The following is a 12263-nucleotide window of genomic DNA, read 5'->3' on the forward strand; positions in this document are numbered from 1 at the left end:
CAACCTTAACCTCAACCTTAACCTGGAGTTTCTCATGAAACGACAATCGGTCATCCCCGGCTTCGGCCCCTCCATGGGCTATACCATCTTTTACCTGAGCCTGATCGTGCTGATCCCGCTCTCGGCCCTGGTCTTCAAGGCCGCCGGGCTCAACTGGAGCGGCTTCGTGGCTGCCGTAACGGCCGAACGGGTGCTGGCCTCCTACCGGGTGACCTTCGGTGCAGCCATACTGGCGGCCGTCATCAACGTTTTCTTCGGGGTGCTGGTTGCCTGGGTGCTGGTACGGTACGATTTTCCCGGAAAGCGGCTGGTGGATGCCCTGGTGGATCTCCCCTTCGCACTTCCCACGGCCGTGGCCGGCATTACGCTGGCCACGGTCTACTCGGGCAATGGCTGGGTCGGGCAATGGCTGGAGCCCCGCGGGATCAAGGTCGCCTTTACGCCGCTCGGCATTATCGTGGCAATGGTCTTCATCGGCATTCCCTTTGTGGTACGCACGGTCCAGCCGGTAGTGGAAGAGATCGAGTCCGAACTGGAGGAAGCGGCCGCCTGCCTGGGAGCCAACCGCCGGCAAACCCTGAAGCTGGTGATCCTGCCGATGCTGATGCCGTCGATCCTGACCGGCTTTGCCCTGTCCTTTGCCCGCGCAGTAGGCGAATACGGTTCGATCATCTTCATCGCCGGCAACATGCCGATGGTTTCGGAGATCACGCCGCTTCTGATCATCACCAAGCTGGAGCAGTACGACTACCAGGGAGCCACCGCCATTGCCACGGTGATGCTCGTGGCCTCCTTCTCGATCCTGCTGGCCATCAACATGCTGCAGCGCTGGAGCAGAAAGTACGCGGAATAGAACTCTTGGCAAAGGGGCAGCGTAACCAAGCGGAATACTGGCACCAACTCTTTTTTTAGACAGTGTTGAAATTTTCAGGTTGTTCAAAAATGGGCAGATCGTTGAGATGCCCGTTTTTCAACAACCTATCGAGGAGAGGGGCATGTCTGCACCCACCAAATACGGCAAAAGCCGTTCCGGCAACCACAGCATAACCGAGCCGGCGGTTGTCCGCTGGATTCTGATCGCAGCCGCGCTGTCATTCCTGGGGCTGTTCCTGCTGCTGCCCCTGGCTGCGGTCTTCAGCCAGGCCTTTGATAAAGGGCTGGAAGTCTATCTGGACGCCCTGCGGGAACCGGATACCCTGGCCTCAGTCCGGCTGACGCTGGTCACGGCTGCCGTGGCGGTGCCGCTCAACCTCGTTTTCGGCGTCGCGGCAGCCTGGGCGATCGCCAAGTTCAGGTTTCCCGGCAAACAGTTGCTGATCACCCTGATCGACCTGCCATTTTCGGTGTCGCCGGTTATCTCCGGCCTGATCTACGTACTGGTGTTCGGACTGCAGGGCTGGCTGGGGCCATGGCTCCAGGCCCATGACATCAAGATCGTTTTTGCCGTGCCGGGCATCATCCTGGCGACCATCTTCGTTACCTTTCCGTTTGTGGCCCGGGAGCTGATCCCGCTGATGGAGGCTCAGGGCAAGGATGAAGAGGAGGCGGCGCTGGTGCTGGGGGCCAGCGGCCTCCAGACCTTTTTCCGCGTGACGCTTCCCAACATCAAATGGGGCATCATCTACGGGGTGATCCTGTGCAACGCCAGGGCAATGGGGGAATTCGGCGCAGTCTCGGTCGTATCCGGCCACATCCGCGGCACTACCAACACCGTTCCGCTGCATGTGGAGATCCTTTACAACGAATACAACTACACCGCCGCCTTTGCGGTGGCCTCGCTGCTGGCCTTTCTGGCACTGATCACCCTGTTGGTGAAGACTGTTGTGGAGTGGAAGATGCGACAGCAGTTGACGGAGTAAATCAAAAGCAATGAAACGCGGATGACGCAGATCGGGCGGATCAACGCGGATCAGGCACAGCCATTTCAGCTTTGAAGATTTTAACTGTCGAAAATCAGACCATATACAAAACCATTCCAATTCAGATGCTGGTTTGCATCCCGCGGCCATGTCCGCGTCATCCGCGTTCCATTATCACGAGGTTTTTTCATGAGCATCGCAATCGAAAACATCAGCAAGCAGTTCGGCAGTTTCAGCGCCCTGAAGGATGTCAGCCTTTCCATCCCTTCGGGAGAACTGGTGGCGCTGCTGGGCCCCTCCGGTTCGGGCAAGACCACCCTGCTGCGGCTGATAGCCGGTCTGGAAGCGGCGGACGCGGGGAAGATCCTCTTTAACGGCGAAGACACAACGGAACGCCATGTGCGCGAAAGGCGGGTCGGCTTCGTATTCCAGCACTACGCGCTGTTCCGGCACATGACCGTATTCGAGAACGTGGCTTTCGGACTGAGGGTCAGGCCGCGCTCCACGCGCCCCTCCAACGCGGAGATCAAGGAGCGGGTCATGGCACTGCTCAGGCTGGTGCAGTTGGAGGCTATGGCAGGCCGCTATCCGTCGCAATTGTCCGGGGGGCAACGCCAGCGCATTGCCCTGGCGCGTGCCCTGGCGGTGGAGCCGCAGGTGCTGCTGCTGGACGAACCTTTCGGCGCTCTTGATGCCCAGGTGCGTGCCGAGCTGCGGCGCTGGCTGCGACGGCTGCACGATGAGATCCACGTTACCAGTGTATTCGTCACCCACGATCAGGAAGAGGCTCTGGAGGTGGCCGACCGGATCGTCGTGATGGATCAGGGGCGCATCGTGCAATCCGGCACCCCGGACGAGGTCTACGAGCATCCGGCCAGCCCCTTTGTGCTCAACTTTCTCGGCAACGTCAACCTGTTCCGGGGGCGGGTGCACCAGGGGCAGGCCACCGTGGGGGGCATTCAGCTCGAAGCGCCGGAGCATGCCGGCACCGAGGACGCTCCGGCCCTCGCCTTTGTCCGTTCCCATGATCTGGAGATCGATCGCAACCCTTCCAATACAAGCGCCATGAAAGCCGAAGTGAGCCATATCCAGAAGCTCGGGCCCGCTGTCCGCGTGACGCTCGTCCTCGAAAACGGCGAATTCCTCGAGGCGGAGCTGACCAGGGAGCAGTATCGGAACCAGGAGCTGCAACAGGGGGAATCGGTGTACGTCAGGCCGCGTCAGGTACGGGTATTTGTGGAGGATTACCAGGATTACCAGATCTGACGCCGGAATGCCGGGGACGGTGCGGACCGAAGGAGACTGCATGATACGGGGCGGGACCAGAAGCATCGCGATCTATGGCAGGAACGGAGTCGGCAAAACCGTTGTCAGCACCAATCTGAGCACCGCACTCTCCCTGGCCGGCTATCGGGTGCTGCTGATCGGCTGTGGAAGCACTGCCGGTTCGCTCATGCCGTCCCCTGCGGATGTCCCTGTTCCCACGTTGCTCGGGCTCATGCGGAGGCATCCCGGCGTCTCCCCTGCGGAGGCACTGTGGGAAAGCTACGCAGGGTTGTTCCGCCTGGAAACCGGCCTTTCCCCTGAGGGGGGTGCTGGTCCGGACATGTCGGTCACGGCGGCTACCCGGCGCATCGCCGAGTCGGGGCTGTTCGAAGAGCTGAAGCTGGATTACGTCATCTACAACGTGCAGGGTGACGAGGCTGGCGGCGGTTTCACCGTCCCGGTACGACAAGGTTTTTTTCAAAGCATCTTTACCGTCATGTCGGCGGAGCTCAACTCGGTCAGGGCCACCAATTCCCTGTTCGAGCAGATCCGGCAGCATTCGGGCAACGGATCGGCGCGGGCAGGGGGGATCATCGCCAACCTGGTGGATGCGCCTTTCGGCCGTGAGCTGATCGACGATTACGCCTCCAGGACCACTATCGGCGTGCTGGCATACATCCCGCGCATCCTTGCGGTCGGGAAAAAGGAAGCTCCGGAAAGGACGGTCTTTGAGTCCCTCTCCGATTCTCACCAGGCTGAGTTGTTCAGCAGTCTGGCCCTGAAGATCGTAACCAACCTGGAAACACGAATTCCACATCCCCTTGGACCGGATGAGCTCTGGCGTTTCTCGCTCGGATGGAATACACGCTTCGTTGAGATGGAAACCGGTGAAGGAGCAGGTGCCGGCATCTAAACGAGCAAACCGGCTCGTCCGTCCCCCTTTTTTTAATTTGTCTATCAAATCCATAGATAAATAAAATTTGTTGTTGACACATTTTGTGTGCTTTGTTATAAGTGCCTTCACAACCGAATAGGTACCCTTGCTTTATCGAGAGTGGTGGAGGGAAAGGCCCTGCGAAGCCACAGCAACCGGTTCTTCGGAGCGTCAGGTGCTAATTCCTGCCGTAACAGGCAAAGATGAGGTGGGGTCACGGGGATCCTGCCCCTTGACATCCATCCCATCTATCTCTAGATGGGATTTTTTTTTGCGCGGCGCTCGCCGTGGAAAGTCGGGGAGGGAGGATAAACATGGAAAAGACGCTTCGCTTCGATTCGCTGCTCGTGCACGGGGGGCTGGAGGCCGGTCCGGCCGGTGCCACCTCGGTACCGATCGTGCAGTCGAGCTCCTTTGCATACAAGAGCGCCGAAGAGCTGGAGGACGTGTTCCGCGGCCGGGCCGTCGGGCAGGTGTACACTCGCATCGGCAACCCGACCACCGAGTCGCTGGAGCGCCGGCTGGCGCTTCTCGACGGTGGTGTGGCCGCCATTGCCACCGCCTCGGGCATGGCTGCCATCACCACAGCGGTGCTGACCATCCTGCGGGCAGGGGATGAGATCCTGTCATCCTCGTCCCTGTTCGGCGGCACCTTTTCGCTCTTCCGCGACACCCTCTCCAATTACGGCATCACCGCCCGCTTCGTCAATCCGCTGGACCTGGAGGCGGTCAGGGCAGGGGTGAACGAACGCACCCGGCTGCTGTTCGTGGAGACCATCGGCAATCCCAAACTGGACGTGCCCGATATCCCGGCACTGGCCGCCATTGCCCATGAGGCGGGACTGCCCCTGATGGTGGATGCCACGGTCACTACCCCTTATCTGGCCAACGGGGCCGCTCTGGGAGCGGATATCGTGATCCACTCCACCAGCAAGTACATCAACGGCAGTGGCACCTCCATCGGTGGCGTGATCATCGATCGCGGGAGCTTTGACTGGGACAGCCCTGCATTTCCCCACTTCGAGCAGTTCCATAAGAAATACCGCGCCTTTGCCTTCAGTGCCCGGGCCCGCAAGCTGGTGCACAAGGATGTGGGGGCCTGCGCTGCGCCGATGAATTCCTTCCTGCTGACCGAAGGTATCCAGACCCTGGCGCTGCGGATGGACCGCCATTGTGAAAACGCACTGAAACTGGCCCGCTTCCTGAGCAACCACAACAAGGTCAGCTGGGTCAATTATCCCGGACTGGAGGACTCGCCGCAGCACGAAGTGGCCAGCCGTCTGTACGGCGGCCGATACGGCGGTCTGCTGACCTTCGGTACCGGGGACAAGGCCTCGGCCTTCCGGGTGATCAACGGGCTCAGACTGGCCAAGAACCTGGCCAACATCGGTGATGCCAAAACCCTGGTGATCCATCCCGCCAGCACGATCTGCTGCGACTACAGCCCGGAGGAAAAGGGGCTGATGGGGGTGACCGAAGACTTGATCCGCGTCTCGGTCGGCATCGAGGATGGCGAGGATATTGTCGAAGACTTCAAACGGGCGCTGGACGGGTTATAAAACCAGGTTGAGGTTAAGGCTAAGGTTAAGATTTTTTCTCAACCTCAACCTGATTTCTACACAGGAGAAATCACCATGCAGATTACCATCAACGGCAAAGAGACCACTGTTCCCGAGAATTCCGAGCGCACCATCGACAGTCTGCTGGAGGAACTGGACGTTTCCCAGCGCCTGTATGTCACGGTGGAGCTGAACGGCGAGATCATCGACCGTGAGGCCTATGCAACGACGCCGGTCAAGGGGGGAGATGCCTTCGAATTCCTCTATTTCATGGGAGGCGGCAGCGCGACCTTTCCGCACTCGCGGCAGTGATCTTCGGGATTCCCCGTGCAGAGTGCAACCCGGCACGCTGCCGCGTTATTCCTCAATCGCCGTGACCGTGCGACAATTCCGTGCGAATTGGGCAGCGAAGGCTGCCCGCCGGGTGAGGCCAAAGGGCCGAATCGAAAGTTCACGTTTCCGAAAGGAGTTTTTGATGCTGACCGAAGAACAGATCGAACGCTATTCCCGCCACATCATCCTCAAGGAGGTGGGGGGCAAAGGCCAGCAGAAGCTTTTCGACGGCCGGGTGCTGATCATCGGCGCCGGCGGTCTGGGGGCCCCGATCGCCCTGTATCTGGCAGCGGCCGGGGTCGGTACCATCGGCATTGCCGATGCGGACGAGGTCGATCTCTCCAACCTGCAACGCCAGGTGATCCATTTTACGCCGGACGTGGGCAAGCCCAAGGTGGAGTCAGCCCGGGAAAAGATGCTGGCCATCAACCCGGAACTGCAGGTCAGGACCTATCAGGAATGGATCAGCGCCGCCAACATCATGGAGATCATCCGTGACTATGACTTCGTGATCGACGGCACCGACAATTTCGCCGCAAAATTCCTGATCAACGACGCCTGCGTGCTGGCCGGCAAACCCTATTCCCACGGCGGCATCCTGCAGTTCGACGGTCAGACCATCACGGTCAGGCCGGGCGAGTCGGCTTGCTACCGCTGCATTTTCCCGGAACCGCCCCCCAAGGAGGCCATTCCGACCTGTTCCCAGGCAGGGGTGATCGGCGTGCTGCCCGGCGTGCTCGGCACCATTCAGGCTACCGAAGCGATCAAATTCCTGCTGGGCAAGGGTGAACTGCTGACCGACCGGCTGCTGACCTACAATGCTCTGCGGATGAAGTTCCGCGAAGTGCCGCTCAAACGCAAGGCCACCTGTCCGGTCTGCGGCGAAAACCCGACCATCACCGAAGCCAAGGATGAGCTGGATGCACTGACGGTCTGCGACCTGAAGACGTCCTGAAAAGACAATATCTGCTACGGAAACACAGAGGCATGGAGGAACACCGAAAAAGAGAAAAGGCATGGCACACGGGAAAAGCGGAAACGGCAGGATGTAACTGAAGATCATCCGCCTTGATCCGTTTGTACCGCCTTTTCCGCGTTCTATGTCTTTGAATTTCTCTGTGTCTCCGTGGCTCTGTGACAGATTGAAAGGTTTTGCCATGTTAAAAATTCCCGTTTCCATTTACAATGACTTGGTCGCCCACGCCAGGGAGGGGTTTCCCCTGGAAGTCTGCGGCATCCTCGGGGGGACTGCCGATACCGTTTCGGCCATCTACCGCATGACCAACACCGACGCCAGCAACGAGCATTTCATGATGGAGCCCCGCGAGCAGTTCGCGGTTGTCAAGGATCTGCGTGCCAAGGGGTTGTCCATGCTGGCCATCTATCACTCGCACCCGGAGACCCCGGCGCGCCCTTCCGAGGAGGACATCCGGCTGGCACTTACACCGGGCGTTTCCTATGTGATCGCTTCGCTGGCAGAGGCTGAAGCGGTCGTCAAATCCTACCGGATCGAGGAGGGCAGGGTCGAGCACGAAGGGATCGAGATCACTGCTGCCTGAAAACGGCATCAGCATTGTTTGTTGACTTTATCTATGTATCTAGTATAGATTTAATCCATTCCGTGAGGTAAACCAGTACATGTCCCAGACTCCCACAATAGACCTGAAAAATCTCAAGGCCGGCGGCTTCATCAAGGAGCGCGGCAAGGACCTCTTTACCGTGCGCCTGCGTGTGCCGGGCGGCAGGATGTCGATCCCGCGTCTCAAGAAGATCGCCGAGGTGGCGGAGAAATACGGCGGCGAGTTCGTCCATTTTTCGGTGCGCCAGTCAATCGAACTGATCAACGTCAACTACAAGCATTTCGATGCCGTGGTGGAGGAATTGGGCGAATCCTCACAGAAGGTGGCCTCTTGCGGTGCGCGGGTGCGCGTGCCGGTGGCCTGCGGCGGCTGCGAGTACAATCCCAACGGTCTGGTCGATACGCAAAAGTCGGCCCTGGAGGTTGACCAAAAGCTGTTCGGTACCCCCACCGGCCATCATAAGTTCAAGGTCGCCTTTGCCGGGTGCCCCTTTGACTGCCCCAAGTCCGCCACCAACGATGTCGGCTTCCAGGGGGCCGTCTATCCCAAACTCGATGCAGATGCCTGCATCAGTTGCGGATTGTGCGCCAAAAACTGCGTGCCCAAGGCAATCGTGATGGGAGCAGACAACAAACCGGTCTTCAGCGACGATCCCTGCATCTGGTGCGGCGACTGCGTCAAGGTCTGCCCCACCGGAGCCTGGAGTGAGGCGCGCAAAGGCTACACCGTGCGCATCGGCGGCAAATGGGGGCGCAACCCCCTGGTCGGGACCCTGTTCGCCACCTTCCTGCCTGAGGACCAGGCGATCGATTTCATCGCCGCAGTGCTGGAATGGTACAAGGAAAAGGCGGAAGGGCTTGGCCGGATCAGGCTGGGGGATACGATCATCAAGGAAGGTCCCCAGGTACTGTTGGACTACCTGCGCGAGCGCTTCCCCGAGTATGTCGTCGAGGCCACCATCCCGCCACAGGTCATTGCGACCCAAGTGGGAAGTGCAGGTTAAGGTCCAGGTTGAGGTTAAGGACGTCAAAAGCTTTTTCTCAACCTCAACTGCTGGGCGCAGCGAACGAAAACCTCAACCTGCCGCGCATCAATCGCATGGCAGGTGAATGCTTTGAATCCGCGAGGCCTTCCAGTCTCCACTCGCTACCCATGCCTCTGCTCCTGCGTTTCAGGCGCACGAGGCTATCCAGGCGAAAGTAACGCGACATTGCCGGCATGGAGCGGAGCTGGCGACGATCGAGCTCCGGCATGACGCTCGCTCCGGCTTCCATGCCTCACGGATTCAGGTAAATACGATAATGAACCGAAAAAGAGGTATGAAATGAGCACAAACATAGACCTGCGCGGCGTAAGCTGCCCTACCAATTTCGTCAAGGCCAAGCTGGCCCTGGAAGACATCGAAACCGGGGAAATCGCCCGGATACTGCTGGATGACGGCGAGCCGGTCAAAAACGTCCCGCGCAGCCTCAAGGCGGAAGGGCACAAGCTGCTGGGGTTGAAGCAGGCCGAGGAAGGGCATTATGTCCTGGAGCTTGAAAAAGGGGCCGAATAGCGCCGGCTCGGGACAATCCCGCCGACCCCCGCAGAGGAACATCGCGTAGTCAAATCCACCCTTCCGGGCAGCACCACTCGATCCGACATGTTCATCATCGATCATCATAAAATGCGCACCATGGCGGCCGTGCCACCCCGATCCATAACAGCGGCGGATCTGTGCCGGGAGGGGCGCGCATTTTTCGTGGGGGGCACACTGCCGGTGCGCGAGACGCTCGAAACTATGTTCGAGAGCGATTGCGCAGCCTCCACCGATATTTTCGTGGTGACCATGGGGGGGCACGAAAGCTTCCGGCATGGGCTGGAAATGGTGAAACTGATCAAGAAAAACTTCAGCACCAGGCTGATGGTGCGTCTCGATTATCCTGTACAGGAGCAGCTCTGCGGCCAGATCTACGCTGCCGGCGCAGACATGGCCGACATCGCCGGCGCCGTGCCGGAAGGGAAACGTCCCGGCCATGCGGATGACGACAGCCAATGGGCTTTCTGCCGCGCGGCCCGGTCCGCCTTTCCCCGCTGGTCGGTTGCCTCGACCCTGACGATCGATGGCCATTCCTCGAAGCAGCAGATGCGCCTGGCCGACGATCTGCTGCAAATGGGCATTGTCCCGCTCCCCCGGCTGAGGTGGGACGGAACTGCCGAGACCGAAAAGGAAGGTTGCGCCGTCCTGAATTATCTTGTCAAGGCGTGGCGGCAGCATAAGGTGCCGATCAAGCCCTTCACCCCCCTGATCGGCATTGCCAGCCCCCTGGTACAGGCTGAAAAGCCGGGCGCGCTGCGCACCCTGTTCGACCGGCTCCACGACCGCCGGCAACTGGCCGCCTCCGACCTGCTCAGGCATCTCCGGGTCAGTCCGCCTACCGATTCACTGGATTCAGCAGAACTATGACACACAGCGATCCCTTCGACAAACCGCTCAAGATCGACAATCGGCCTCTCTGGCTGGTGGTGCTGGATCGAACGGCGCGGTATCAGGTCATTGCGGCGCTGGTGCTGACGCTGGCGGTCCTGTTTCGTCTGACGCCGCCACAGGGGCTCTCGGTGGCCGGTTACCAGTCGCTGGTCCTGTTCGGTGCGGCAATATTCCTGTGGGTCTCGGGGCTGCTGCCCATCGCGGTGACAGCCCTGCTCTCCATGGTGAGCCTGCCCCTGCTGGGCATCATGGACAAGAAGAGCACCTATGCGCTGTTCGGCAACGAAGCGGTGTTCTTCATTCTGGGGGCCTTCATCCTGGCGGCCGCCCTGACCGGCACCGGCATCTCGGCCCGGCTGGCGCGGGCCATGCTGGTCCGTTTCGGCAAGACCCCCACGCGCCTGGCCTTTACGGTATTTTTCCTGTCGGCGCTGCTCTCCTTCGTTATGAGCGAGCATGCGGTGGCAGCCATGATGTTTCCGGTGATCGCGGAAATAGCGACCGCGCTGAAGCTCGAAAAAGGCTCCAGCAGCTATGGCAGGCTGCTCTTCATGAGCATCGCCTGGGGCTGCATCATCGGCGGCATCGCCACCTTTCTGGGAGGCGCCAGGGCGCCCCTGGCGGTCGGCATGCTGCGCGAGAACACGGGGCTTTCCTTCAGTTTTCTGGAGTGGAGTTCTGCCGCCTGCATGATCGTTTTTCCTCTGCTGGCGATCGGTTTCCTGCTCCTGCTCAAGTTCTTTCCGGTCGATCTGGCCAGCGTCGACGAGGGAATCAGGTTTCTGAACCGCAAACGTCTGGATGCGGGCAGAATCGGCTACAATGAAATGATCACCGGGGTGGTCATGGTCGTTACCGTGGCCTGCTGGCTGATTCTGGGCGAACGGGTGGGGCTGGCCTCCATAGCCATCCTCGGCACCGCCGCACTCTTCACCTTTCGAGTCGTCACCTGGCAGATGGTCGAGGAATACGTGAACTGGGGCATTATCCTGATGTACGGCGGCTCCATTGCCCTTGCCTCGGCCCTGGAAAAAACCGGCGCCGCCATCTGGCTCGTCAAAAAGGGCATGGGAGCCTTCAGTGCATCGCCATTGGCGGTGATCATGGTGATCTCCCTGGTGTCCATAGTACTGACGGAGTGCATCAGCCACGCCGCGGTCGTTGCCATCCTGATGCCGATCGGCATGGGGCTCTGCAAAACGATCGGCATGGACCCCAAGATCATGACGCTTTCGATAGCGCTGCCCGCGGGGCTCGCCTACTGTCTCCCCATGGGAACCCCGGCCACCGCTATCGCCTATTCCTCCGGTTTTCTCAAAAGCCGGGACATCATCGTTTCAGGCAGCATCATCATGGCCATCTCCTGGGTGTTGTTCCTGATTTCGGTGGTGTTCGTGTGGCCGCTTTTGGGATTCAGAGTGTAAGTTACCGTCGCATCCGTTCCCTGACTGCCACCGTCATGGGCTCCGAACCAGATTACAGGTGAAATCATGTCTACTCTTCCTACGATTCAATCGGGCGCCACGCCGCTGGAGATCCTGCGCATCGGCATCGATGCGGCTCAGGGCCCGGTTTCGCTGGCCTGTTCATTCTCTCCCGAAGATGTGGTACTTATCGATTTGGCTCATGAAGCCGGACTGCCCATGGGGGTTTTCGCCATCGATACCGGTCGGCTCAACGAGGAGACCTACGAGGTGTCCGAGGCGCTGGCCGAGCGTTACCGACTGAAGATCGACTGGTATTTTCCGCGCCACGAGGCAGTGGAGCGGCTGGAGCGCGAAAAGGGGCTGTTCTCCTTCCGCGAGTCATTGGAAAACCGTCACGAATGCTGCCGGGTCCGCAAGGTGGAGCCGCTCTCGCGGGCGCTCAAGGGGCTGGCGGGCTGGGTGACCGGCATGCGCCGGGACCAGGGCGTGACTCGCGGCGAACTGGCCTTTGTCGAGCGGGACGAGACGAACGGCGGCATCCTCAAGATCAATCCGCTGCTGGAGTGGACGGAGGAGCAGGTTCTGGCTTATACTAAGGAGCGCGGCCTGCCGGTCAATCGCCTGCTTTCCCAGGGCTACCGCTCCATTGGCTGCGCCCCCTGTACCCGCGCCGTCAAGCCGGGAGAGGATGCCCGGGCAGGCCGGTGGTGGTGGGAAAACCCGGAAAACAAGGAGTGCGGGTTGCACAGAAGGTAATCAAATTCAGTAAACATGGAACGCGGAACCGGCGGAAGAATCTGGATAAAGGCGGATTAATCCGGGTTCATTCTTAAAA

Annotated in this window: 13 protein-coding genes and 1 riboswitch; all 13 genes read left to right on the plus strand. The window is 59.9% G+C overall.

The window, feature by feature from the left end:
* The first annotated feature begins 34 nt into the window (after positions 1-34).
* The 13 genes from cysT to GSVR_RS08495 all read left to right on the plus strand — a co-directional run bounded on the left by cysT (position 35) and on the right by GSVR_RS08495 (position 12184).
* Complete coding sequence (gene cysT / locus GSVR_RS08435; protein WP_173199108.1) at positions 35-853, plus strand: sulfate ABC transporter permease subunit CysT; 819 nt, start codon at positions 35-37, stop codon at positions 851-853.
* Between the two features lie 142 nt (positions 854-995).
* The gene (gene cysW, locus GSVR_RS08440) at positions 996-1859 is read left to right on the plus strand and encodes a sulfate ABC transporter permease subunit CysW (protein ID WP_173199106.1); all 864 of its coding nucleotides are present in this window, start codon (positions 996-998) and stop codon (positions 1857-1859) included.
* 189 nt (positions 1860-2048) lie between these two features.
* Positions 2049-3125 (plus strand): sulfate/molybdate ABC transporter ATP-binding protein, encoded by a 1077-nt coding sequence (locus GSVR_RS08445; RefSeq protein WP_173199104.1) that lies wholly within the window; start codon positions 2049-2051, stop codon positions 3123-3125.
* Between the two features lie 40 nt (positions 3126-3165).
* Positions 3166-4038 carry a hypothetical protein gene (locus tag GSVR_RS08450; protein ID WP_173199102.1) on the plus strand — a complete coding sequence of 291 codons (873 nt, stop codon included), beginning with the start codon at positions 3166-3168 and terminating at the stop codon, positions 4036-4038.
* A gap of 129 nt (positions 4039-4167) precedes the next feature.
* Positions 4168-4269: riboswitch (SAM riboswitch) on the plus strand.
* 104 nt (positions 4270-4373) lie between these two features.
* Complete coding sequence (locus tag GSVR_RS08455; RefSeq protein WP_173199100.1) at positions 4374-5618, plus strand: O-acetylhomoserine aminocarboxypropyltransferase/cysteine synthase family protein; 1245 nt, start codon at positions 4374-4376, stop codon at positions 5616-5618.
* 75 nt (positions 5619-5693) lie between these two features.
* Complete coding sequence (gene thiS / locus GSVR_RS08460; RefSeq protein WP_173199098.1) at positions 5694-5930, plus strand: sulfur carrier protein ThiS; 237 nt, start codon at positions 5694-5696, stop codon at positions 5928-5930.
* A 163-nt stretch (positions 5931-6093) separates the two neighbouring features.
* Entirely contained in the window at positions 6094-6906 is an 813-nt protein-coding gene (locus GSVR_RS08465) for a molybdopterin-synthase adenylyltransferase MoeB (RefSeq protein WP_173199096.1), read from the plus strand.
* A gap of 202 nt (positions 6907-7108) precedes the next feature.
* Positions 7109-7510 (plus strand): M67 family metallopeptidase, encoded by a 402-nt coding sequence (locus GSVR_RS08470; RefSeq protein WP_173199094.1) that lies wholly within the window; start codon positions 7109-7111, stop codon positions 7508-7510.
* Positions 7511-7589: 79 nt separating this feature from the next.
* On the plus strand, positions 7590-8534 hold the full coding sequence (locus GSVR_RS08475) for a 4Fe-4S dicluster domain-containing protein (protein ID WP_173199092.1): 945 nt from the start codon (positions 7590-7592) through the stop codon (positions 8532-8534).
* A gap of 321 nt (positions 8535-8855) precedes the next feature.
* Complete coding sequence (locus tag GSVR_RS08480; protein ID WP_173199090.1) at positions 8856-9086, plus strand: sulfurtransferase TusA family protein; 231 nt, start codon at positions 8856-8858, stop codon at positions 9084-9086.
* A gap of 87 nt (positions 9087-9173) precedes the next feature.
* Positions 9174-9977, plus strand: coding sequence for a hypothetical protein (locus GSVR_RS08485; RefSeq protein WP_173199088.1), 804 nt, complete (start codon positions 9174-9176; stop codon positions 9975-9977).
* On the plus strand, positions 9974-11425 hold the full coding sequence (locus GSVR_RS08490; RefSeq protein WP_173199087.1) for a DASS family sodium-coupled anion symporter: 1452 nt from the start codon (positions 9974-9976) through the stop codon (positions 11423-11425). Before GSVR_RS08485 ends, GSVR_RS08490 begins: the two co-directional genes overlap by 4 nt.
* A 66-nt stretch (positions 11426-11491) precedes the next feature.
* Positions 11492-12184, plus strand: a complete 693-nt coding sequence (locus GSVR_RS08495) for a phosphoadenylyl-sulfate reductase (protein WP_173199085.1) — start codon at positions 11492-11494, stop codon at positions 12182-12184.
* Positions 12185-12263 lie beyond the last annotated feature (79 nt).

This window comes from Geobacter sp. SVR, from assembly GCF_016865365.1.
Classification (GTDB): domain Bacteria; phylum Desulfobacterota; class Desulfuromonadia; order Geobacterales; family Pseudopelobacteraceae; genus Pelotalea.